Below are 22104 nucleotides of genomic sequence, written 5' to 3' on the forward strand. Positions count from 1 at the left end.
CGGGCCGCGCTTGTTGAGGCCCCGCCCGATTTACCGTAACGTCCAGCTCTTCCACAAACCGTCCCCGTCTGGACCCCGATGGCACTCACCCCGCGAGACAATCCACCGGCGTCCAGCGTACGCGCGCTTGTTCCGGCCCGCGAGGCATTACGCGCCGATCCCCAGTTCGACACCTATCTGACGCGCCAGATCCCGGTGCTGGTGGCGCTGTCCCTGGTCCCCGGCCTGGGCTACATCCTGCTGGGTGCGCTGCACGGGGCCTTCACCGCGGCTGCAGCCTGGTACAGCGTGATGCTTGCCGCATCGCTCTGGGGCCTGCAGCTGTATTGGCGTTATCACCGCTCACCCTTGTCGCCGGAGCAACGGCTCCGCTGGCGGCTGCACCTCACCCTCTTCCTGTATCTCTACTTGGCGTTGTGGACCGCGATCTTTCTGATCTTTGTGCGCCTGGACTCGCACAATCTCCACTACATCGCCATTTTCACGCAGATCGGCGCCACCACGGTGGTCGCGGCCCTGCTCTACCCGGCCCCCTGGGTTTTCCGGCCGCTAATCCCGGCCATGATGGTGCCGCTGGCCGGGTATTTCCTGCTAATCGGGGACTGGTATAGCTATGTCCTGGCGGCCTTCTCGGCAACCCTTGCCCTGGTCCTGTTTTACGCGGCCAACAGCAGCTTCGGGCTGCTGCGCAACAGCTTCCACCAGGCCTCCCACGATGCCCTGACCGGGCTGAACAATCGCGCCGCCTTCATCGAGCATCTCGAACAAAGCCTCGAGGTCCTGCAACATCACGGACAGCACTCGTACCTGCTGCTGATCGATCTGGACCATTTCAAGACGGTCAACGACCTGCTGGGGCACGACATCGGCGACGAGCTGCTGAAGTCCGTGACGCGCGACTTCGCCAACGCCCTGCCCCCGGGCCACCACCTCGCCCGCCTGGGCGGCGACGAGTTCGTCATCGTGGCCCCTGGCAAGGAAGACCGCCAGACCTGCGAGCGCGCCGCCCGGCGCCTGGCGCATTCGCTGCTCCAGGTGGTCAAGACGCCCTACATTATCCGCAACCATCACCTGCACGTGAGCGCGAGCATCGGCATCCGCCTGATCGAGCCCGCGCAGCCGGTCGACTCGCATCAGCTCGTGCGCGAGGCCGATATCGCCATGTACGAAGTAAAAGACCGCGGGCGCGACGGCGTGGTCGTCTTCAGCGACGAGTTGTCGCGGGCGGTGGAGCGGCATCTGCAGATCGAGCGCTGCCTGCACTTTGCATTGCACAATCGCGAGATCGAGGTCCTGTTCCAGCCCCAGGTGGATACCACTGGGCGGATCCGCAGCGCCGAGACCCTGATTCGCTGGCACAGCGCCGAGCTGGGCGCCGTGTCACCGGCGGAGTTCATCCCCATCGCCGAACAGACCGGCTATATCAGCGAACTGGGCGACGCGGTGATCGCGCGGGCGTTCCAGGCCTTGCGCGACTGGGATCGCGCCGGGTTCCCCCTGGAGCAGCTCGCAATCAACATCAGCCCGCGGCAACTGGTGCACCTGAACTTCGTCCACCGCATGCAAGACCTGATCACCCGCTATCTGGGCCGTGAACACGCCCACCGCATCACGCTCGAGATCACCGAGCACGTGGTGGCGGAGGATACCGACCGGGTGATCCATATCATGCAGGCCCTGCGGCACATGGGCCTACGCTTCTCGATGGACGACTTCGGGACCGGGTTTTCCTCGCTCAGCTACCTCAAGCGTCTCCCGTTCGACGAACTCAAGATCGACCGGAGCTTCGTCCGCCAGGTCGACCACGACCCGGACGACCAGGCCATGGTGCGCACAATCTGCGACATCGCACGCCAATTCGGTCTGGCGGTGGTGGCCGAGGGGGTCGAGACCGAGGCCCAGTACCGTTGGCTGACCACCCACGGTGACCTGCTCTTTCAGGGCTTCCTGTTCGCCCGGCCCATGGATGCCAATGCCTTTTTCGACCACTGCCGCCGCGCGCAGGCGCTGACGCCCGACATCCGTCAGGCGCCAGCGGCCGGATAGGAAACCGGCCTCAGGCCCCGCCGGTCGCGGCCGGCAGCACCCAGAGCGTCAGCGACAGCAGGATCGCCGTCAGGCTGACCCCGATCAGCGGCAACATCATCACGCCGGCCAGGGCCTCGCGGCGGAACAGGCGCACGGCCATGCCACCCAGGGTCAGCGCCCAGCCCAACGCCACGAAGAACGCCAGCGCGTTCAGTTCGGCCCGCCACAGCAGGATCAGGGCCACCGGGAGCCCAAGGTTGAGGATCACCACCCCCATCTCCTGGCTGCCCGCGGCTCGTCCGGCAGACAGCGCATAGGCATACGCGGCCCAGACCATCAGCAGACCGAAGCCCAGGGCACCGGCGGCCGGCGAGCTGAGCGGCGCGCGCAGGATCGGCGCGCCGGCCGGCTCCAGCCCGACCCCAAGCGCCACGATCAGCAACGCCACCCCCAGGCTGATGGCCATCCAGAACAACAAAGTCCCGCGTTGCACCTTGGGTTCGGTCATGTCTCCATCCTCGTCTTGTCCTGTCTCTCTACCTAGCTGACCGCCCGCGCGTCACAGCGTTCGCCGTGACGGCCGTCTTCACCGCGCCAGTTGCCAGGCGACGGTCTCGCCCGCGCGCAGTGGCACCCCGGGATCATGCCCGAACAGCACCGCCTCCGGCACAGTCCACGGGGCGCGCTCCAGCGTCAGGGTGTCGGTGTTGCGCGGCAGCTTGTAAAAATCGGGGCCGAAATGACTGGCAAAGCCCTCCAGCCGGTCCAGTGCATCCGCCGCGGCAAAGGCCTCCGCGTACAACTCGATGGCCGCGTGCGCGGAATAGATACCCGCACAGCCACACGCCGACTCCTTCGCGTGGCGTGGATGCGGAGCGCTATCGGTCCCCAGGAAGAAGCGCGGGTGGCCACTGGTGGCCGCCTCGAGCAGCGCCTTGCGGTGGCGTTCGCGCTTCAGGATCGGCAGGCAGAAGTGATGCGGCCGCATGCCGCCCGCGAACAGCGCATTGCGGTTGTACAGCAAGTGCTGGGGCGTGATCGTGGAGCCGACATTGGCCGGCCCGTCCTGGATGAACTGCACGGCCGACTCGGTGGTGATGTGTTCCAGCACCACCCGAAGTTCCGGAAAATCGCGGATCAGCGGCTCCAGGTGGCGTTCGATAAACACCGCCTCGCGATCGAAGATGTCCACGTCCGGATCGGTCACCTCGCCGTGAATCAGCAACGGCAGGTCCACCCGCTGCATCGCCTCTAACACCGGATAGCAGCGGCGGATATCGGTCACGCCACTGGCCGCATTGGTGGTGGCACCCGCGGGATAGAGCTTGACACCGTGCACGAACCCGGAGGCCTTCGCCGCGTCGATCATGCCCGGTGTCGTGCCCTCGGTCAGGTACAGCGTCATCAGGGGCTCGAAGTCCGCCTCTTCCGGCAGCGCCGCCAGGATGCGGTCGCGGTACTCGGTGGCGGCCTCCACCGTCGTCACTGGCGGTTTCAGGTTGGGCATGATGATGGCGCGGCGGAAGCGGCGCGCCGTATCCGGCAGCACCGTCGCCAGCACATCGCCATCGCGCAGGTGCAGGTGCCAGTCATCCGGTCGAGTCAGGGTCAGGCGGTTCATCCGTAGTTCCCTTCGCAGGGGGGCCGTCCGGTACTGGGCCCCGTCACAGTGTATGAGTCATGAGGATAACGCGCGGTGCAACTCGGCCTCGGACCAGCCCTCGACCACCACGGTCTTGCTGCGCGAGGTCGCACCGGCCACCACCTGCACGGCCGCCTTCGAACACCCCAGTTCCGCGGCCAGCAAGGCCACCACGGCCTCGTTCGCGCGGCCCTTCTCCGGCGGCGCCTGAACCTGCAGCTTGAGGGTCTCGCCCATCCAGCCGCCAATGGCGTTGCGCTTGCTCCCGGGCGCCACCTTGACCTTCAACCGGCCCAAAAACCCTACCCGGCCGGGCGCGTCGCCATGTAGGCGCTGAAGACGCCGAGCTGGACATTGCGCTGCACGTCCTCGAAACCGACCGATCGCAGGGTTTCCATGATGTCGTCCGGGGGGACGCACTGATCGATGGTGTCCCAGAAATAGCGCATCAACAGTTGCCCGTCCGGGTCGCGGGTGAGCACCTTGCCCACGAACGGCACGAAATCGCGGAAATAGAAACGCGCCAGGCCAAACTGGAACTTCGTACGTGGCCGCGAGACCTCGAGAATGGTGCAGCGCCCGCCCGGCTTCAGCACGCGGAAGTACTCGCTGAACAACTCGTGCAGGTCGCGCACATGGCGAAGCCCATACCCCATGTACAGACGGTCGTACTGCTGGTCGCGCAAGGGCATCTGTTCGCCCAGGCTCTGCACGAACGTGGCATCCATCTTGGTTCGGGCCACATCCATCATGCCGCGGCTCGGGTCCACGCAGGTCAGGTGGTCATCGCCCACCACCTTGCGGATCTCCTCTGCAACCGGGCCGGTGCCGGTGGCCACGTCCAGCACCTCCATGCCGGCCTCCAGACCGGATTGTTTCAGGACAAACCGGCGATACGACTGCCCGGTGCCGAAGAAGCCGACCCGCAGGATTCGGTCGTAATACGGGGCAGTCCGGTCGAACAGGTCGTCGACGTAGGCGCGCCGGCTGGCTTCATCCCCGTAGTAGTCCTTCAGGACCGGGTGTGGCTTCTTGGTGGTTGGCTGCATTGCGTGTACTCCCCAGGCAAGGGACCGGCGCCACCGCAATTCGGCGGCCTGACCGGCCCGGCATCAATCCTTCATGGTGTCGCGAACGTCGCGGTCAGACGCTCCGAATAAAGTCCCTCGATCTCCACCAGCAATTCCTCGCGGCAGATATCCCCGTGCAGCAACAGGCTCGGCACATCGTGACCAAGGCGCGAGCGCAAGTGACGTTCCGCGGCCGATGCATCGGCCGCATGGCGCAGGTACACCTTGAGCAGCGACAAGTCGCGCGGCCTCTCCACCCGAACCGGGTGATCCGTGGCGGCCTGTTCCAGCAGGACACCGATATTGCGCAGGCTTTCGTCGATCTGCGCCTCGAGATCGCCAACATGCCGGCTTTCATGGCCGACAATACTGGCGGTGCCCGAGATGAACAGCTCGGCCGATTCCGGCCCCGACTGCCACAGACTGGCGCGGGCAAACGAAGGGCTGCGCGGCCCGTACTGAGGCGGGTAGTGATACGCACTGACCTGGCGCGGATTCTCGATACGCGCGGCCGCCTCGCGAGTGGCAATGAAATAGATCAGCAAGCCGTCGGAATGCGTGCCAATCGCCGTCGCCGCCGGCAGGAACTGTTCGTACTCCGGGAATGCCTCGAACACCCGCGCCCGCCCGCTGCAGAAGCCACGGTAGCGCTCCTGGCCGGCGACCGGGTCATTGATCGCGGGAAGATAGTTCCACACCCGCACCAAGTGCTCGAAACCCAGCGAACGGCAGCTAGCCAGGATCTCGCGGTAAGCGCGCTCGGTCAGGGGATCCGGGTCGCCTGCGGCATCCAGCGGCTGAATCCAGCAACCGATCAGGCAATCCTTGTGGCGAAGGTAGCTCAGCGAGCCTTCCACCCCGGTCTCGCCCTCGGCGCCGTCCGGAAGCGACCAGCACTCCGTCCAGCCCGACTCGACGCCCAGAGGCTCCAGCCCCACGCGGATCTCCAGACGCCCGGGCTTGCGTTCCACGCCGCTCACCCCGCCAAAGCGGATCACCACGGGTGCCGACGCGCATTCCGGGGGCTCGTCACCACAGTAGGTAACGGTCAGGGGGGATTTTGCGGCAGGTTCGCTCATTCCGGATGCCAGGGAGATCCATTCCAGCCAAAACAACCGCGGAGTCTACCAATCTCCCACGATCGAAACACGGATTCTCCCAACGACCTGCCCCGTCCAGCCTCTTGATCCGTTCGTCATTGAGGGCCGTCGACCGACACGCCTACATCGCGGAGGAACGCCCGCAGGCCCTCCGTGTAGTCGTCGCCCGTGGTCAGGAAGGCGTCGTTGTGCCCACCCTCCATCTCCAGCACCCACGCATCCGTAGCGGCGGCCCGCAGGCGTTTGGCATGCTCGAATGGCACGATCTCGTCTTCGGCACTATGGGCCAGCAGGATCGGCGCGGAGATCGCGCCCACCCGGCCCAGGGTGTCGTATTGGTGCCGCAGCAGCGCCCGCACCGGGAGCCAGGGGTAATGCCGCGCCCCCAGATCCGCCGCGGAGGTAAAGGCGGATTCCAGGATCACCGCCCCCGGCTCCACGCCCGTTGCCAGTTCCGCCGCGACCGCCGCCCCCAGCGACCGGCCAAACAGCACGATCTCCTGCGGCGGAATCGAACGGTCGTCGATCAGGTACTGCCAGGCGGCGCGGGCATCCGCATAGGTGCCGGCCTCGTCCGGGCGCCCCGCACTCCGCCCGTAGCCGCGGTAATCGATGATCAGCACGGCCAGTCCCAGCTCGTGGAACTGCCGTAGGGAATGCAACCGGTGGCCGATGTTCCCGGCATTGCCATGCAAGAAGAGCAGCACGGGCGTGTCGCCCCCGGGCCCCGGCACGAACCAGCCATGAATCCGAACCCCATCCTCGGTGACCAGCTCGACATCCTCGTAGTCCAGCCCGATGCCCTCCGGCGTGCTGGTCACCGTGCTCGACGGCAGATAGATCAGACGATCCTGAGTCACGAAGATCAGCGCGGTTACCAGGACATAGCCCAGCCCCACGAGCAGCAGGATCTTGAACAAGTTGGCCATATCCCGATCCTGATCCCGGTCACCCCCGTTCGCAAGCCTCTCGCCACCTTCTGCGCTCCCGTACAATAGGGCTCTCGCTCTGTTTCGACGATTGCCTTCATGCGCCATTCGCTGCTGACCAATACCGATCTGCAGGGGCTCGACCGCGACGCGTTGCTGCGCCATTTCGCGGGCAGCCAGCCCCTGGACGACGCCACCGGCCTGCAGCTGGCCGAGGCACTGGATCAAGCACTGGAGGCCGTCGATACCGCCGGGCTCGAATCGCATCCACTGGACGTGGCGGAGATCCTGCGCCATCTCAACGTCGACCGGCAGACGCTGATCGCGACCTTGCTGGTACCCGTGTATCTGGCGGACCTGCTCAAGCCGGCCGAGCTCGAGCAGCGCTTCGGTGCCGCGGTGGCCCGGCTGACCACCAACGTCGCGGCGCTGGTCCGCCGCCGCTTCGAGGCCCCGGCCGGGCGTCCGGAACAGGCCGAACGCCTGCGCCGCATGCTGATGGCCATGGTGGACGACGTGCGCGCCGTGCTGATCAAGCTGGCGTTTCGGGTGCAGCATCTGCGCCAGCTCGTCCGCGAGCCCGACGAGGGCGCCCGCATCCTCGCCCAGGAGACCCTCGACGTCATCGCACCGCTGGCCAACCGCCTCGGGGTGGGCCAGCTCAAGTGGGAGATGGAAGACCTCGCCCTGCGCATCCTGGAACCGGAAACCTACCGCGACATCGCCGTCGGCCTCGAGGAAAACCGCACCGAACGAGAAGCCTACGTCGAAGAGTTCGCCCGCACGCTGAAGAAACGCCTGCAGGCAGACGGCATCGAGGCCCGGGTCTTCGGCCGGCCGAAGCACATCTACAGCATCTGGAAAAAGATGCAGCGCAAGCGCACCTCGCTGTCGGAGCTGTACGATCTGCGCGCCACCCGCGTGATCGTCGACCAGCTGGCCACCTGCTACACCGTGCTCGGCATCGTCCACAACGACTGGCGCCACCTGCCCAGCGAATTCGACGACTACATCGCCAACCCCAAGGACAACGGCTACCAGTCCCTGCACACCGCCGTGGTCGGACCGGAAGGCAAGGTCGTGGAGGTGCAGATCCGCACCCGCGAGATGGACGACTTCGCCGAGCTCGGGGTCGCCGCGCACTGGCGCTACAAGGAAGGCGGACGCGAGGATCAGGCGCTCAACCGCGCCATCAACAGCCTGCGGCAGCTGCTGGAGGCCGCCGACAACAACGACCAGAACCTGCTCGACGAGATCCAGAGCGAACCGCTGCACCAGCGCGTGTTCGTGCTCACGCCCCAGGGCGAAGTGCTGGACCTGTCCCAGGGCGCGACTCCGCTGGACTTCGCCTACGCGGTCCACACCGAGGTCGGCCACCGCTGCCGCGGCGCCAAGGTCGACGGCCATATCGTCCCGCTCACCTACAAGCTGAAGTCCGGCGAGCGTGTGGAGATCCTGACCACCCGCGAAGGCGGGCCCAGCCGCGACTGGCTGAGCCCCGCGCTGGGCTATCTCAACACCGCCCGCGCGCGCTCCAAGGTCCGCACCTGGTTCCGTCAGCAGCATCAGGACGAACACCTGGCGACCGGCAAGCACCTGTTCGATCGCGAATGCCAGCGCCTCGGCTGCGGCCACAACCTCGACCGCAGCGCGCTGGCCGAGGCAATGAAGTATCAGACCTTCGACGAACTCCTGATTGCCCTGGGCGCGGGGGATGTCACCACCGCCCAGATCGCCGGACGCATCTCCCACCAGCTGCGCGACGCCCGAACGGGCGAACAGCCGGCTGCCACCCCTGCGCCACAGCGGCCGCGCCGCCACGAGGGCGAAGCCAAACCGGACGACATCCGAATCCGGGGTGTGGGTGGGCTACTAACCACTCGTGCCCAGTGCTGCAATCCGCAGACCGGTGACCCGATCATCGGCTTCATCACCCGCGGCGCCGGCGTCTCCGTGCACCGCAGCGACTGCGTGAACATCCTGCACATGCCGGAAGACAAGCGCGGTCGCCTGATCCCTGTCTCCTGGGGTGAAGAGCCCGAACGCGAGGCGATCACCCTGGAGGTGGATGCCCACGACCGCCCCGGCCTGCTGGGCGAAGTCGGCAACGCCTTCTCCGAATGCGGCATCAACCTGCTGCGCGTGAATACCGAAACCAATCGCGAAGACCGCAGCGTCCGCATGGAACTGGAAGCCGAATTCAGCGACCTCGGCGAACTCAGCCACCTCTTCGACCGCCTCCAATCCCTCAGCAGCGTCCAAACCGTCCGCCGCCTACCCCCAAACCCCTGACCGCATCTCGTCAACCAGACCGTACATCGCCGCCCCTTCCCGTCATCCCGGCACAACGTGCGCTCCCCGTCATCCCGGCCGTAGCGCAGCGAAGAGCCGGGGTCTCCCACGCCGGACACGCCCCAACGCGCGGGCGCACCGCGCCACAGAGATCCCGGATAACCGCTCCGCGGTTTCCGGGATGACGGGAGGGGGGATCGAGCTTTGCTGGATGTCGAAAAAGTGCCGACCGGGTACAGAGCCCCGTCAGTCGGCCGAGTGGCCCGGCCCGGCCCGCATGGAATGCCGCCGGGTCGTCTCGTAGGCGTTGGTGCCCTTGCGCCCGGACTTCAGCTCGCGGATCTGCTGTGCGACCTCGCCCCGTCGTTGCGACAGGTCCTGTATGGAGGTCTCGTAGAAGCGCGCCAAGTCCTCCAGGGCCGCGCGCAGCGCCGCACCGGAGTCATCTCGCAGCGGCACCGGATCGGCCCCGAAGGCCCGCTCCACCAGAGCCCTGGTCTGCCGGTCCAGCTCCTGCAGCTCTTCCCAGTCCTCCTCGACCACGGCCCGCGCCATGTGGGCGCGGATCGCTTCGACCGCATCCTCCATGGTCGCCGCAACCGTGACGTCGGCGGTATCGGTACTATCGCCGTCCGTCATACCCGTCGGCCGAGGGGGCACTCGAGAGGCTGGCCCATGGGCGGCTTCAACTCGCCCGGGCAACACGTTGTTCGGACGGGATATCGTCCCAGCCAGCCTTGATCTCGCGCAGCAGCTTGGCCACCTCGTCCAGTGCCACCGGATCGTTCTTCGCATTCGCCTCCAGCAGGCGGCGGCTCATGTACTCATAGAGCGAATCCAGGTTCCCGGCCAGCTCGCCGTTGTGCTTGTGGTCCAGCACCGCCCGCAGGGACTCGACGATGTCGATCGCCTTGCCGATCTTTTCGCCCTTAAGGGCCACGTTGCCCTGCTGCATCGCGCCCTTGGCCACGGCAATCCGCTCCAGCGCGCCCTCGAACAGCATCTGGATCAGCCGATACGGATCCGCCACCTGAGCCTCGGCCAATGCGCCCGACTGCCGATACTGGTTCACTCCGCGATTCATACCCGGTCCGTACATGTGTTGGTCTCCGTTATCCGTTCGCCCAACCCGGGGCGACTATCGACGAGAATCGTTCTGGGCCAGCGGCATGTTCGCCAACTGCCCCATCAGAAAATCACCCGTGCTCTGCATCTGCGCCACGGCGCTGTCCATCCGCGAGAACTGGCCGATCAGGCGCTGTTCCATCCGCTCCAGGCGAACCTCCAGGTTCTCGCGTTGCTGGCCAATCCGCTCCAGATCGTTGCGCAGGCCGTCCGTTCGCGCATTGATCAGACCCTCCGGCCCGATAAAGCCATCCGTCACTTCCTGCATACGCCCGCCGATCTCGCGCACGATCTCCGTGACCCGGTCGAAGCCATCCGTCTCCATCGCACGATCGAAACGCTCACCGTCAAACGAGAGCGTCCCGTCGCGGTTGGACACGATCCCCAGCTCCGCCAGCGTCTGCGCATTGGCATCCGGCACCTGGGCCGGCTGCATCAGCGCATTGCCCAGGCGGCTGCGAATACCGCGCACCGTACTGTCCCCCGTCAGCACCGACCCCTCCTCGGAGTCGGGGTTGAACGAAGTCAGTTCCCGGGTCTGGCCCACCAGGCCGTTGTAGGACTCCACAAAGCCCTGCAGGGCCGCCCGCAACTGGTCCTGGTCTTCGCTAACCGAGACCGTCACCGGGGCCTCGGAAGTCGCGCGCAACTCGATGCTCAAGCCTTCGATCGTGTCATCGAGCGTATTGGTCGAACTGGTCACTTCCAGACCGTTGATCACGGCGACGGCGTCACGCGCCTGCTGGGTCGTTTCCAGATTCCCGCTCGCCAAACGACCAAGCCCGTCGTTCGCGGCTGCGGTGTCACCGTTCACGGCCACGGATATGGTGTTATCCGCCCCGGTCTCCGTAGCGTTCAGTACCAGCCGCGCGCCACTGCCATCGTTCACGATGGAGGCCGTCACACCGCCCTCGGCCGCGTTGATCGCGTTGCGCACGTCGCGAAGGGTATCGCCCTCCTCCACGTCGATGGTGATAGCATTCTCGCCGCCCACGCTGATCTCCAGCTGGCCGGCGCCCACCTCCGCATCCCCGTCGTCAAACTGACCGGCCGCCGTCGCCACGCTTTGCGCCTGCGCCAGCTCCTTCACCTGCAGGGAGAAATTGCCGTTCGCGGCGGTGCCGTCGGACGTCACACTGGCCACGCTGGAGTCCGAGACCGTCGCCGACTGCGACAGCTCGAAGCCCGCCAACCGGCTCAGGCTCCCACCCACCTGCTCCACGCTGTTGGTCAGGTTGCCGAACGCGGAGATCTGGGCCTCGATCCGCCCTTCCCGGCGATCGAAACGCTGCTCTTTCGGTACTCGCTCGGCGTTGATCAGGTCACCAACGATCTGATTCAGATCCAGTCCCGATCCAACACCCAATGAACTGATGGCCATGGTCTCTCTGCTCCTCGGCGTTCGACGTCTCGAACCCTTTGTACGTGCCCTTTGCACGTGCGATATATCACTTAACGACAGCCTAGCCCAAATCTTGAGCGGGCCGCAGAAGAATCCGTCGACGCCGGACGTCCGTCCCCAGCCCCGCCCGCAACCCCGTCATTGCGAACGAAGCGAAGCAATCGCCAGAACCTGGCCCCAATACGTCGATCCGACCCAGACCCAGACTCCGTCATCCCGGAAACTGCGCAGCAGTTATCCGGGATCTCCACCGCCGAAGGTGGCACAGACGTCGGGGGCATTCCGACGCAGGAGATCCCGGCTCTCCGCTTCGCTGCGGCTGGGATGACGGTAGAGCGGCTGTGGCCGCGTCTATGGTGAAGCGGGCGTGGCCGGAATCGCGCCCCACACCAAGTGCCAGACCATGGCGCGACACAAACACGGACCCAATCCCAATCCTCCCACCACCCCCAACCCCGTCATCCCGGAAACTGCGAAGCAGTTATCCGGGATCTCCACGGCCAAAGCTGCCCCTTCCGTGTGGCGCATCCCGGCGTGGGAGATCCCGGCTCTTCGCTTCGCTACGGCCGGGATGACGGCAAGGGGGCCGCGGCACGGGTGACAGGAAAGGGGCCAGCGGACCGTGGATCTGCGGCTGGCTGGTGGCGCTAGCACAACGAAAAAAGCCGGACCCATTACCGGATCCGGCTCAATGAAACATACCGCGTTGAGGTGCAGTCTGGAGAAGGTCCTCAGGCCTTGTCCGCCAGCCCCGTACCGCCGAGCTCCTGCTCGGTCTGGAACTGCTCCACCAGGGCCAGCACGGCCTCCGGCGGGATCTGGCGGATCACCTGTTCGCGTTCTCCATCCATCACCGTAATCACCGTGCGGCCGCTGCTGTCGTCCACGCTGAACTCCAGCGCCCGCTTGGTGGATTGCAAGTAGGAATTAATCGACTCGACCACCTGATTGACCTCGGCCATGTCCATGGCCTCGATCGCCGGTCCGGTGGAGCCGGGAGCCGTTGATTCCGAACGACTGTCCGCACGAGCCACGGCCTCCGGCCGCCCCTCGCCACGCACAAGACCCGCGCCGGGGCCGGGCGCCTTCGCCCCTTCGCCCCCGCGCGGGTTCACTGCAACCAGCGGTGATGTGATATTGCCGATTCCATCACTCATATCGCTGTCCTCATCAGTAGGGGTGGATGGCGATCTCGCCATCCACCCTCAACCAGAAGCCCGAGTGATCGAGCTTACTGCAGCAGGGCCAGCACGTTCTGCGGAACGGCGTTGGCCTGCGACAGCACCGAGGTGCCCGCCTGCTGCAGCACCTGGGCGCGGGTCAGCTCGGCCGTCTCGGCCGCGAAGTCCGCATCCATGATGCGCGAACGAGCGGCAGACAGGTTCTCCGAGGAGATCTCCAGGTTCGAGATGGTGCTCTCGAAGCGGATCTGCACCGCACCCAACTCGGACCGCAGACCACTGATCTGCTGCAGCGCCGCATCGATGGTACCAAGGGTCTCGGTCGCATCTTTGCGGGTCAACACGCTGACGCCATTCAGCGTGTTGACGTCAGCCTCACCATCGAGCCCCAGGTCGACAGCATCCGTACCTGCAACGTCAATGCCGTCAGCCGGGGAGGCGCTCAGGTCAATTGCACGGAGAAAGGTCTCATCCCCATCGTTGCCGACGCTGCCGAACACGAAATCGCCATTACTACCAGTAGGAGTCACGTCAATCGCGATATCATCGTCACTGGCTGTGAGGACCAGGTTGCCAGCGTTATCGAAAGAAGCCGTGACGTTGGTTTGTGCGCTTTCGGCATTGATAGCATCAACCACTTCCTCGTTAGTAGCATCAGGGTCAATCGTGATATTTACCTCATTGATTTCTACTGTAGCGCCGCCGGTGGTGGTAATTGCACCAATCGTCTCCACAACTTCATCAGCTCGAGCCGCAGTTACGCCGGTATCACCCGTCTCAGCATTAATCGCCGTAACGACATCATCCAAGTCTTCCGCCGAATCGAGACTGATAAAGCGGTCATTGATCTCGACATCCGCAAGGGTGAAAACGTCATTGGTCTCAAGGTTTGACAGCGCCAAGCTGTCCCCCCCGAGGCTTGCAGAACCCAACTGGGAGCCGCGGGCGTCGACACCCTCCACAGAGATGGTCTGGTTCTGGTTGGCACCAACCTGAAAGACCAAGTCGTCAAGTGCCCCATTCAGAATATTCTGGCCGTTGAACTCAGTGGAATTGGCAACCCTATTGATCTCTTCGACGAGCTGATTGACTTCATTATTCAGCGCTTCGCGGTCCGATGCCGAGTTGGTATCGTTGGCCGACTGGACCGCGAGCTCTCGGATGCGCTGCATTGCATCGCCCACCGTCCCCAGGGCGCCCTCGGCGGTTTGGGCGAAAGAGATACCGTCGTTGGCATTACGAACCGCCTGGTTCAGGCCGCGGATCTGCGAGGTAAAGCGTTCGGAAATGGCCAGACCGGCCGCGTCGTCCTTGGCGCTGTTGATACGCAGGCCCGAGGACAGACGTTCCAGGCTCTGGGCCAGCGCGCCCTGGGAGTTCCCCAGGTTGCGCTGGGCGTTCAGGGAAAGAACGTTGGTGTTAATTACTTGGGACATGATCGCTCTCCTGTAAGAGTCTTGCGTCACCGCCTCGGGCGGTTCTGGTGAACGGGTTGATCCCCGCTCTCAGAAGCCTTAACGACCCTCACCCACGAACCTTTAGCCCTGCATCGAAATTTTTTTCGGCCGGCGGCAATTCCTTGCCGCCCCCAGTTCCTCCGGCCGCGAAACCGTAACGCCCCGCACCAATGCCCAGCCATCATCCGGATCGCACTCCGCCCACCATGGCCTTCTCGGTCATCCCGGCCGCAGCCCCTGTCCGTCATCACCGGCCGTAGCGAAGCGAAGAGCCGGGATCTCCCCACGGGCGAACACCCCGCCGTCTGTGCCACATCCAGCGGCGGAGATCCCGGATAACCGCTGCGCGGTTTCCGGGATGACGAGGGCTGGGTGGTTAACCCGAGGGTTTGGTGGTCATTGCAAACGTACGTGTATCCATCCAGCCCGCATCCCCTGGCCTTTGTCCCAGCGGGCTACTCCCTCGCCGTCACCCCGGCCGCAGCGCTCCCCTCCCCGTCATCCCGGCCGGAGCGGAGCGGAGAGCCGGGATCTCCCCACGTGCGAACACCCCGACGCTTGTGCCGGCTCCAACGACGAAGATCCCGGATAACTGCTTCGCAGTTTCCGGGATGACGGTTTGTGTGGGGGCGACTGCTGCGATAGTCACAGGCGCCGGTCACCACGGCTGGCGCGGGCTAGAGCAGCCAGGTGGTGCCGATGCGGTGGTCGGGGGTGGCACCGGGGATCAGGTCCATCAGGAGCCAGCCGAAAATGAGGGTGATGAAGGCGCCGCAGAAGATGGTGGCCACGAACAGGCCGATCCGGTTGCCGCGGCGCAGGCCGATGATCTCGCGCAGCGACCAGTAGAGCAGCCAGAGGGAATACAGGATCAGCAACAAGGCGATGCCGTTGCCCCAGGGCCAGGGGAACGCCGCGACCACCTTGCCGACCCAGGCGGGCAACAGCCCGACCGTGACGGCGAGCATCGCACGGTCCGGGTGCGAGTAGCCCTGGAACAGCTCGGTCAGGTAGTGCGCGGACCAGGCCATCCCCAGCACCCCGATGCTCATCGCCAGCACGCTGTAGACGCCGAAGCCCCAGGCGCCCGGCATGGCCTCCGGCGGCAGGCCGGTCGGGATCACCTGGTAAAGCCACTGACTCGCGATCACGCTCACCAACAGCACCGGCAGCGCCAGCCCCAGAAACGTCTGCCACCACGGCGGGGCCGGCTCGATTCCACGCGCATCGCGCACGGCCCTCAGGGGGTTCACGAGCGCGCGCAGGGTCATGCGGGCCGGATTAAGTCTCACGGGAACGGTCATCACCCAAGTATGTGGCAATTACGTGACCATTCGATGACAGATTTTGCTAGCTTCAGGCATGCATCATCTGGTCCTGAACGCGGAAACGCTGCATTGGCTCGATTGACGATTCGTCTGCCTGACGACAAGTACGAACGGCTGAAGGCGTTGGCACGCGAACGCGGGACCAGCGTGAACCGCCTTGTGGACGAAATGGCCACGCTAATGATTGCGGAGCACGATGCCGAGACCCGATTCCGGGTGCGCGCCCAGCGTGGTCAGGGTCGGGAACAGGAAGGCCTGGCGCTGCTGGACAAGGCGATGGGGAACACGTCGCCTCGTTGAGCGGCAGCTCCCCTAATGCAGGGCGAGCACTAGCGCCATGACGGTAATCGCCATCACTTCCACCAGCTCCAGGGTGGCGCCGGCGGTATCGCCGGTGAAGCCGCCGAGCCAGCGGCGCAGGAAGCCGGCGATGGCGAACACCAACGCCAGTGCTGCCGCCAGGCCCAGGATCAGGCTCCAGAGGCCAGTGATCAGTGCCAGCAGCAGGATCAGCACACCGGTGGCCACCAGCACCATCTGGGCGGGGCTGCGCGGCAGGTGTGCAGCCATCTCGGCACCCAGGCCCTGCTCCCTCACATAGGGCACCAGCAGGAACAGCCCGGTGAGCGCCGCGCGCCCCAGCACGATGGCGACCAGCAATGCGATCCAGGCACCCGTCTCCACCACGGTTACCAGGGCTGCGAACTTGATCAGCAGCACCAGGATCAGAGCTGCCACCGCCATCGGGCCGCTGGTCGGGTCCTTCATGATGTCCTGGGCCCGTTCCGAGTCCTGATGGCTGCCGACCCACGCATCCACCGTGTCCGCCAGCCCGTCCAGGTGCAGCGCGCCGGTCAGGCCGACCCACAACGCGAGCACCAGCGCCGCGACCAGTAGCGTCGGCGCGCCGGGAATGGCCGCCAGCGCGATACCGACCAGTACCACAAGCAGGCCCAGGATCAGACCGACCAGTGGATAAGCCAGCACCGAACGGCCCAGGTCGGCCGGCTGCGGGTCTAGCGCGGGGGTGGGCAGGCGGGTGAGGAACTGGAGGGCCAGCCAGAAGGGTGCCAACACGACGCTCATGTGGGTGCCTGGCCGGACTTTGGCGGGAGGCATTCGCGGCCAGGGCTGCTCCCGCAGGGGGCTAGGCCACCGAAGGTCCTCCACCTAGTTGTGGGAGCGGCCTTGGCCGCGAAGCCCCTGCCCGCGTCTGACTTTGGCAGGGGCTTCGCGTGCAAGCACGCTCCCACAAGAGCCCTCACAAGGCCACCCACAGGGTCTTGGCGCATCGGGGGCGGGAGATTCATCGATAGGGCTGCCATGGCTCGACAATATGCAGGGAGGCGAGCGGGACGTCGATGCCGAGCAGCTCCTCCAATGGCCAGCCCTCGCGCAGGGCACGGATCAGGCGGATGACGCCGCCGTGGGCAATCACGAGCACGCGTTCGCCTTCGTCGGGCGCCAGGTCGTTCCAGCCGGCGACAACGCGTTCGCGAAACTCCAGGAGCGACTCGCCTTTGGGGGGCGAGTGATTCACCGGATCCTGCCAGAAACGGCCAAGTGCATCGGCGTCCGTCTCCATCAGCGCCGCCGCCGTGCGGCCTTCCCAGGCGCCGAAGTCGAGTTCGGCCAGGCGTTCATCGACGGCGACTGGCACACCGGCCTCTTCCGCAAACATTTGTGCTGGGGCGCGGCAACGCGTCAGCGGCGAACAGACGATGCGATCCCAGGCGGTATCTCGCGCCAAAGCGTCACGCATTGTGCCCCAGCCGGCCTCGGTCAGCGGGACATCGCTGCCCCGGCCACAGAATCCCTGGCCGGTGGTCTCGCCGTGGCGCAGCAGGCCGATCCGCGCGGGGCCGACGCTCACGCCTCCTCTCCGCTGACACCCGCCTCGGCGAAGGTCGCCATGCCGGAGTGCAGCTCGCAGGCCAGGCGCAGCAGGGGCACGGCCGTGGCCGCCCCGCTCCCCTCGCCCAGGCGCATGCCAAGATCCAGCAGCGGCTCGGCCTCCAGCGCCGCCAGCAGGCGCTGGTGACCCGGCTCCGCCGAGGTATGGGCATAGAAGAACCAGTCCGCCGTGCCCGGACACAGGCGCTCGGCCACCAGCGCCGCCGAGGTGCTGATGAAGCCGTCCACCAGCACCGGCAGGGCGATCTGTGCTGCGGCGATATACGCCCCGGCCAGCCCCGCAATCTCGAAGCCGCCTAGGCAACGCAGGCTGCCGAGGGCGTCGCCCCGCACGTCCGCATGGGTGTGCAGGGCCTGTTCGATGACCTCGGCCTTGTGCCGCACCCCGTTCGCGTCCAGGCCCGTGCCGGGCCCGGCCAGATCGACGGGCGGCAGATCCAACAGGGAACAGGCCAGCGCAGCGGCGGAGGTCGTGTTGCCGATCCCCATCTCGCCGCCGACGAACATCTGGGCCCCACCCCGCCGCGCACGTTCCGCGCACTGGCGGCCGGCGTTCAGGGCGCGTTCCAGCTGCGCCGGCGTCATGGCCGGCTCGCGGGTCAGGTTCGCGGTGCCGGGGCCCAGGTTCAGTTGCTGCACACCGCTGACGGCGGGCGGCTCCGCGACCGTGCCCAGGTTGATCACCTCGATGGAGGCGCCCAGGTGCCGCGCGAGCACGGAGATTGCCGCCCCGCCCGTGGCGAAGTTCGCGACCATTTGTGCCGTCACGGCCTGCGGAAAGCGCGAGATGCCTTCGGCCACCACGCCGTGATCGCCGGCGAACACCGCGATGTGGACGTTCTCCAGGCCGGGCTTTTCCACGCCCTGCATGCCAGCCAGGCGCTCGGCAATCGCCTCCAGTTGCCCGAGCGAACCCGGGGGCTTGGTCAGCTGGGCCTGTCGCTCGGCGGCGGCCCGGCGCGCCTCGGCGTTCAGGGGCGCCGGCGGCACCTGCAGCCAGTCACAGTCTTCGGTCACTTGTTCGTCCTCGTTTGTCTCTCGTGCACGCTCTGCCACTTTCCTTCATCCCGGCCCATTGCTTCTCGCCATCCCGACCGGCTACTTCCCGTCATCCCGGCCGCAGCGAAGCGGAGAGCCGGGATCTCCCCACGCGGGAACACCCCGACGTCTGCGCCACCTCCCACGACGGAGATCCCGGATAACCGCTGCGCGGTTTCCGGGATGACGACGTTGGCGGACCATCCGAATGTCTGGACCAGGAATCCTGGCCGCCCGCCCACATGACATCCCGGCCCATTACTCCTCGCCCTCCCGGCCGTAAGGGCTTCCCTTGTTGTCACCCTGGCCGAAACACTCCCCCTGACGTCAGCCCGCCTTCCCACTACTGTCCGTCATCTCGGCCGCAGCGAAGCGGAGAGCCGGGATCTCCCCACGCCAGGGATACCCCCGACGTCCGTGCCACCTGCCAACGATGGAGATCCCGGATAACTGCTGCGCAGTTTCCGGGATGACAAGGGTTGGGTGGCAGGGGTGACGGTTGGGGTCGGGATGCTTCGGTGGTGCCGGCCTGCCAGCGTGCTTGTCTATGTGCGTGGCGGGTGGAATGCATGTATGCCGGTTTGTCACAGCGGGTCCCCCTTCAGGACGTGCGGAAGGCCGGCGACGGTGAGGACGACGCGGTCCATCGCGGGGGCCAGGCGCTGGTGGAGCCAGCCGGCCTCGTCGGCGAAGCGACGGGACAGTACGTCCATGGGCGTGATCCCCATGCCGGTTTCGTTGGAGACGAACACCAACGTGCCCGGCAGGCGCGGAACCGTTTCGATCAGGGCCTCGCGCTCACGCTCGATCCGGCCCTCGTCATCGGTGCACAGGAGCTGGGTCAGCCACAGGGTCAGGCAGTCCACCAGCAGGCACTGCTCGGGTCCCGCGGCCTGCTCCAGCGACCGGGCCAGGCCCGTGCCCGCCTCGACGAGGCCCCAGTCTCCGGGCCGGTCGGCGCGGTGGCGTTCGATCCGGCGTGCCATTTCGGCATCGTCCGCGCGCGCCGTCGCCACGTAGGTCACGGGCAGGCCGCTGGCCGCCGCCAGTTGTTCTGCCAGCCGGCTCTTGCCCGAGCGCACGCCACCCAGTACCAGGGTCTTCATGCGACTGGCTCCTTCGGTTCGGCTTGCAGAAGGGTCAGTATGTATTTCATATCCATATGTTCTTCCAGAGAATCGGCGAGGCGTTCCAAGCCGCGCTCCCGCGCGGTGGCCAGGTCTTCCCCGGTCGCCATCCCGCTCCGCATACCCGCCCATTGCAGCAAGGCCTCGGAGGCGTCCGATGTATCGAACACGCCGTGGACATAGGTTCCGGCCACCGCGTCATCCTCGCTACGCGCGCCATCCGGGCCGTGTTCCAGCTGCAGCAGCGGCCGCTCCAGGCCCGGCCCGGTCGTCACGCCCGCATGGATCTCGTAACCTTCTACGCCGGCTTCTCGGTCCAGTACGCGACCTCCGCGAACCCGCTCCAGGTGCTTCTCGGGTGCGAGCCGGGTCTCGATATCCAGCCAGCCCATCCCCGGCGTAGAGCCCGGCTGGCCCTCGACCCCATCGGGATCGTGCACGGCGTGGCCCAGCATCTGGAATCCACCACAAATCCCCAGCACCTTGCCGCCATAGCGCACGTGCTGCCGCAGCGCTTCTTCCCAGCCCTGCTCGCGCAGCCAGGCGAGATCGGCGCGCACGGACTTCGAGCCCGGCAGGACGACCAAATCGGCGGGCTGCAACGCCTCGCCCGGTCCGACAAAGCGCAGGTCCACCGCCGGGTGCAGCCGCAGCGGATCGAAATCCGTATGGTTGGAGATGCGCGGCAATGCCGGCACGACCACCTTCAACGCGTCCGCGGCCTTCTCCGGCATCGCCTCGCGCGGGAGGGCGTCCTCGGCATCCAGGTAGAGCCCGTGCAGGTACGGAATCACGCCGAGCACCGGCTTTCCGGTCTCCTGCTCCAGCCAGTCCAGGCCGGGTTGCAGCAGGCCGATATCGCCGCGAAAGCGGTTGATCACGAAGCCTTGCACCCGCGCGCGCTCCGTCTCGCTCAAAAGCGCCAGCGTGCCAACCAAGTGCGCGAACACCCCGCCCCGGTCGATATCCGCGACCAGGATCACCGGGCAGTCCACGGCCTCGGCAAAGCCCATGTTGGCGATGTCGCCCGCGCGCAGGTTGATCTCCGCCGGCGATCCGGCGCCCTCCACCAGCACATGGGCGTACTGCGCCGTCAGGCGCCGATGCGAGGCCAGCACGGCCTCGCGCGCCACCGGCTTGTAGTCGTGATAGGCCCGGGCATCCAGCTCCGCCACCGGCCGACCATGGATGATGACCTGCGCCCCCTGGTCCGAGCTGGGCTTGAGCAGCACGGGGTTCATGTCCGTGTGCGGCTCCAGACCACAGGCGGCGGCCTGCAGGGCCTGGGCCCGTCCGATCTCGCCACCGTCGGCCGTGACGGCGCTGTTCAGCGCCATGTTCTGCGGCTTGAACGGCACCACGGACAGTCCGCGCCGGTACAGCACCCGCGCCAGACCCGCCACCAGCACGCTCTTGCCGGCATCCGAGGTCGTGCCCTGCACCATCAGCGTCGTTCCCATCAGGACGCCCCCAGTGCCTGTTCCAGGCGCTTCCATTCGTGTTCCTGCCCCGGCAGGCCAAAGCGAAGGCTACCCGGCTCATCAAACCGCCGCACGAGGATGCCCTGCGCGCCCAGGTGATCCTGCCAGCCTGCGGGATCGTCCACGCGGCACCACTGAAACAGCGCGGTGCCGCCGGCGGGTTCCAGCCCCTGGTCGCGCAGCAAGTCCGCCAGGCGCTGGCCACGTGCCTGGAGCATGCCGCGTGTCTCGGCCTGCCAGGCCCGGTCGGACAGCGCCTGGGTGGCGATCCAGCGGGACGGTCCGGCAAGACCCCACGGGCCCATCCGGGCGGCCAGTCGCGTGCGCAGCGTGTCCTCCGCGATGACAAATCCCACGCGCGCCCCGGCCAGGCCAAAGAACTTGCCCAGCGAGCGCAGCACCACCAGCCCCTCGCGCGGCGCGTCCTTCGCCAGGCTCTCCTCCGGTGTAACGTCCATGAAGGCCTCGTCCACGATCAGCCAGCCGCCACGGACGGCCAGGGCCGCATGCCACGCCCGCAGGTCCGCGCGGTCGAACCGTTGCCCGGTCGGATTGTTCGGATTGACCAGGACCAGCACGTCCAGGCCGGGCAATGCGGCCTCGATCGAATCCCCATCCAGCGGGACGACGTCATGCCCGGCCCCGTGCCAGGCCCGGGCGTGTTCGTTGTAGCTGGGCTCGAGGATGCCCACGCGCGAAGGGCCCTCCCGTAGCGCGGGCAGCAGCTGGATCGCGGCCTGGGAACCGGGCACCGGCAACAGCGCCCCGGTCCCGTAATAGGCGGCGGCTGCGGCCTCCAGGCCGTCGTCCGGTTCCGGCAGGCGCGCCCAGGCCCCTGGCGGCAGCTCGCCCGCGGGGTAGCCATGCGGGTTGATGCCCGTGGAGAGATCCAGCCAGTCGGCCTCGGGGATCCGGTAGCGCGCGGCCGCCTGACGGATACCACCCCCGTGCACCTGGATCAGTGCCTTCGGCTCCGGCGTCTGCATCGAT

21 protein-coding genes are annotated in these 22104 nt (G+C 66.5%); 3 read left to right on the plus strand and 18 right to left on the minus strand.

Going from position 1 to position 22104, the window contains the following annotated elements; genetic code table 11:
• Positions 1 to 78 precede the first annotated feature (78 nt).
• Positions 79 to 2046 (plus strand): bifunctional diguanylate cyclase/phosphodiesterase, encoded by a 1968-nt coding sequence (locus F622_RS0103230; RefSeq protein ID WP_019571312.1) that lies wholly within the window; start codon positions 79 to 81, stop codon positions 2044 to 2046.
• A gap of 10 nt (positions 2047 to 2056) precedes the next feature.
• Here the strand turns inward: F622_RS0103230 and F622_RS0103235 are convergent, their stop codons facing one another.
• The 6 genes from F622_RS0103235 to F622_RS0103260 all read right to left on the minus strand — a co-directional run bounded on the left by F622_RS0103235 (position 2057) and on the right by F622_RS0103260 (position 6769).
• Entirely contained in the window at positions 2057 to 2536 is a 480-nt protein-coding gene (locus F622_RS0103235; RefSeq protein ID WP_019571313.1) for a hypothetical protein, read from the minus strand.
• Positions 2537 to 2614: 78 nt separating this feature from the next.
• Positions 2615 to 3649 carry a dihydroorotase gene (pyrC, locus tag F622_RS0103240; RefSeq protein WP_019571314.1) on the minus strand — a complete coding sequence of 345 codons (1035 nt, stop codon included), beginning with the start codon at positions 3647 to 3649 and terminating at the stop codon, positions 2615 to 2617.
• Positions 3650 to 3706: 57 nt separating this feature from the next.
• Positions 3707 to 3967, minus strand: coding sequence for a DUF167 domain-containing protein (locus F622_RS0103245; protein WP_018169822.1), 261 nt, complete (start codon positions 3965 to 3967; stop codon positions 3707 to 3709).
• 5 nt (positions 3968 to 3972) lie between these two features.
• Positions 3973 to 4719, minus strand: a complete 747-nt coding sequence (locus F622_RS0103250; protein ID WP_018145628.1) for a class I SAM-dependent methyltransferase — start codon at positions 4717 to 4719, stop codon at positions 3973 to 3975.
• Between the two features lie 71 nt (positions 4720 to 4790).
• Entirely contained in the window at positions 4791 to 5819 is a 1029-nt protein-coding gene (locus F622_RS0103255; RefSeq protein ID WP_026331526.1) for a hypothetical protein, read from the minus strand.
• Between the two features lie 116 nt (positions 5820 to 5935).
• Positions 5936 to 6769 (minus strand): alpha/beta hydrolase, encoded by an 834-nt coding sequence (locus tag F622_RS0103260; RefSeq protein WP_019571316.1) that lies wholly within the window; start codon positions 6767 to 6769, stop codon positions 5936 to 5938.
• A gap of 99 nt (positions 6770 to 6868) precedes the next feature.
• Here F622_RS0103260 and F622_RS0103265 point away from each other — a divergent pair, with 99 nt between their 5' ends.
• Complete coding sequence (locus F622_RS0103265; RefSeq protein WP_019571317.1) at positions 6869 to 9061, plus strand: bifunctional (p)ppGpp synthetase/guanosine-3',5'-bis(diphosphate) 3'-pyrophosphohydrolase; 2193 nt, start codon at positions 6869 to 6871, stop codon at positions 9059 to 9061.
• A gap of 246 nt (positions 9062 to 9307) precedes the next feature.
• Here the strand turns inward: F622_RS0103265 and F622_RS0103270 are convergent, their stop codons facing one another.
• From F622_RS0103270 to F622_RS0103295, 6 genes are all read right to left on the minus strand, one after another.
• Positions 9308 to 9700 (minus strand): flagellar protein FliT, encoded by a 393-nt coding sequence (locus F622_RS0103270; RefSeq protein ID WP_019571318.1) that lies wholly within the window; start codon positions 9698 to 9700, stop codon positions 9308 to 9310.
• A 46-nt stretch (positions 9701 to 9746) separates the two neighbouring features.
• Entirely contained in the window at positions 9747 to 10160 is a 414-nt protein-coding gene (gene fliS / locus F622_RS0103275) for a flagellar export chaperone FliS (RefSeq protein ID WP_019571319.1), read from the minus strand.
• Between the two features lie 39 nt (positions 10161 to 10199).
• Complete coding sequence (fliD, locus tag F622_RS0103280; RefSeq protein ID WP_019571320.1) at positions 10200 to 11567, minus strand: flagellar filament capping protein FliD; 1368 nt, start codon at positions 11565 to 11567, stop codon at positions 10200 to 10202.
• Between the two features lie 752 nt (positions 11568 to 12319).
• Positions 12320 to 12787, minus strand: a complete 468-nt coding sequence (locus F622_RS14240; RefSeq protein ID WP_369773121.1) for a flagellar protein FlaG — start codon at positions 12785 to 12787, stop codon at positions 12320 to 12322.
• Positions 12788 to 12819: 32 nt separating this feature from the next.
• The gene (locus tag F622_RS14265; RefSeq protein ID WP_019571322.1) at positions 12820 to 14205 is read right to left on the minus strand and encodes a flagellin; all 1386 of its coding nucleotides are present in this window, start codon (positions 14203 to 14205) and stop codon (positions 12820 to 12822) included.
• A gap of 698 nt (positions 14206 to 14903) precedes the next feature.
• A complete protein-coding gene (locus F622_RS0103295; RefSeq protein ID WP_026331527.1) occupies positions 14904 to 15530 on the minus strand; it encodes a YIP1 family protein in 627 nt (208 codons plus the stop codon).
• Between the two features lie 114 nt (positions 15531 to 15644).
• On the opposite strand from F622_RS0103295, the gene F622_RS0103300 reads away from it, so the two are divergent.
• Positions 15645 to 15854, plus strand: coding sequence for a hypothetical protein (locus F622_RS0103300; RefSeq protein ID WP_026331528.1), 210 nt, complete (start codon positions 15645 to 15647; stop codon positions 15852 to 15854).
• Positions 15855 to 15866: 12 nt separating this feature from the next.
• Here F622_RS0103300 and F622_RS0103305 read toward each other — a convergent pair whose 3' ends face one another.
• The 6 genes from F622_RS0103305 to cobD form a co-directional block, all read right to left on the minus strand.
• Positions 15867 to 16640 carry an adenosylcobinamide-GDP ribazoletransferase gene (locus tag F622_RS0103305; protein ID WP_019571325.1) on the minus strand — a complete coding sequence of 258 codons (774 nt, stop codon included), beginning with the start codon at positions 16638 to 16640 and terminating at the stop codon, positions 15867 to 15869.
• 220 nt (positions 16641 to 16860) lie between these two features.
• Positions 16861 to 17427 carry a histidine phosphatase family protein gene (locus tag F622_RS0103310; RefSeq protein ID WP_019571326.1) on the minus strand — a complete coding sequence of 189 codons (567 nt, stop codon included), beginning with the start codon at positions 17425 to 17427 and terminating at the stop codon, positions 16861 to 16863.
• On the minus strand, positions 17424 to 18485 hold the full coding sequence (gene cobT / locus F622_RS0103315; RefSeq protein WP_019571327.1) for a nicotinate-nucleotide--dimethylbenzimidazole phosphoribosyltransferase: 1062 nt from the start codon (positions 18483 to 18485) through the stop codon (positions 17424 to 17426). Before cobT ends, F622_RS0103310 begins: the two co-directional genes overlap by 4 nt.
• A 605-nt stretch (positions 18486 to 19090) precedes the next feature.
• Entirely contained in the window at positions 19091 to 19612 is a 522-nt protein-coding gene (gene cobU, locus F622_RS0103320) for a bifunctional adenosylcobinamide kinase/adenosylcobinamide-phosphate guanylyltransferase (protein ID WP_018169837.1), read from the minus strand.
• The gene (locus F622_RS0103325; RefSeq protein WP_019571328.1) at positions 19609 to 21093 is read right to left on the minus strand and encodes a cobyric acid synthase; all 1485 of its coding nucleotides are present in this window, start codon (positions 21091 to 21093) and stop codon (positions 19609 to 19611) included. Before F622_RS0103325 ends, cobU begins: the two co-directional genes overlap by 4 nt.
• The gene (gene cobD, locus F622_RS0103330; protein WP_019571329.1) at positions 21093 to 22100 is read right to left on the minus strand and encodes a threonine-phosphate decarboxylase CobD; all 1008 of its coding nucleotides are present in this window, start codon (positions 22098 to 22100) and stop codon (positions 21093 to 21095) included. The genes F622_RS0103325 and cobD overlap by 1 nt, the downstream gene beginning before the upstream one ends.
• Between the last annotated feature and the right edge of the window lie 4 nt (positions 22101 to 22104).

The sequence above is a fragment of the Thioalkalivibrio sp. ALMg3 genome (assembly GCF_000381225.1).
GTDB classification, from domain to species: domain Bacteria; phylum Pseudomonadota; class Gammaproteobacteria; order Ectothiorhodospirales; family Ectothiorhodospiraceae; genus Thioalkalivibrio; species Thioalkalivibrio versutus.

What these genes read in the sequence shown, in the direction of transcription:
- F622_RS0103230 (WP_019571312.1), top strand. Translation starts at nt 79, where the DNA reads ATGGCACTCACCCCGCGAGACAATCCACCGGCGTCCAGCGTACGCGCG.
- F622_RS0103235 (WP_019571313.1), bottom strand. Translation starts at nt 2,536, where the DNA reads ATGACCGAACCCAAGGTGCAACGCGGGACTTTGTTGTTCTGGATGGCC.
- pyrC (WP_019571314.1), bottom strand. Translation starts at nt 3,649, where the DNA reads ATGAACCGCCTGACCCTGACTCGACCGGATGACTGGCACCTGCACCTG.
- F622_RS0103250 (WP_018145628.1), bottom strand. Translation starts at nt 4,719, where the DNA reads ATGCAGCCAACCACCAAGAAGCCACACCCGGTCCTGAAGGACTACTAC.
- F622_RS0103255 (WP_026331526.1), bottom strand. Translation starts at nt 5,819, where the DNA reads ATGAGCGAACCTGCCGCAAAATCCCCCCTGACCGTTACCTACTGTGGT.
- F622_RS0103260 (WP_019571316.1), bottom strand. Translation starts at nt 6,769, where the DNA reads ATGGCCAACTTGTTCAAGATCCTGCTGCTCGTGGGGCTGGGCTATGTC.
- F622_RS0103265 (WP_019571317.1), top strand. Translation starts at nt 6,869, where the DNA reads ATGCGCCATTCGCTGCTGACCAATACCGATCTGCAGGGGCTCGACCGC.
- F622_RS0103270 (WP_019571318.1), bottom strand. Translation starts at nt 9,700, where the DNA reads ATGACGGACGGCGATAGTACCGATACCGCCGACGTCACGGTTGCGGCG.
- fliS (WP_019571319.1), bottom strand. Translation starts at nt 10,160, where the DNA reads ATGTACGGACCGGGTATGAATCGCGGAGTGAACCAGTATCGGCAGTCG.
- fliD (WP_019571320.1), bottom strand. Translation starts at nt 11,567, where the DNA reads ATGGCCATCAGTTCATTGGGTGTTGGATCGGGACTGGATCTGAATCAG.
- F622_RS14240 (WP_369773121.1), bottom strand. Translation starts at nt 12,787, where the DNA reads ATGGCGAGATCGCCATCCACCCCTACTGATGAGGACAGCGATATGAGT.
- F622_RS14265 (WP_019571322.1), bottom strand. Translation starts at nt 14,205, where the DNA reads ATGTCCCAAGTAATTAACACCAACGTTCTTTCCCTGAACGCCCAGCGC.
- F622_RS0103295 (WP_026331527.1), bottom strand. Translation starts at nt 15,530, where the DNA reads ATGACCGTTCCCGTGAGACTTAATCCGGCCCGCATGACCCTGCGCGCG.
- F622_RS0103305 (WP_019571325.1), bottom strand. Translation starts at nt 16,640, where the DNA reads ATGAGCGTCGTGTTGGCACCCTTCTGGCTGGCCCTCCAGTTCCTCACC.
- cobU (WP_018169837.1), bottom strand. Translation starts at nt 19,612, where the DNA reads ATGAAGACCCTGGTACTGGGTGGCGTGCGCTCGGGCAAGAGCCGGCTG.
- F622_RS0103325 (WP_019571328.1), bottom strand. Translation starts at nt 21,093, where the DNA reads ATGGGAACGACGCTGATGGTGCAGGGCACGACCTCGGATGCCGGCAAG.
- cobD (WP_019571329.1), bottom strand. Translation starts at nt 22,100, where the DNA reads ATGCAGACGCCGGAGCCGAAGGCACTGATCCAGGTGCACGGGGGTGGT.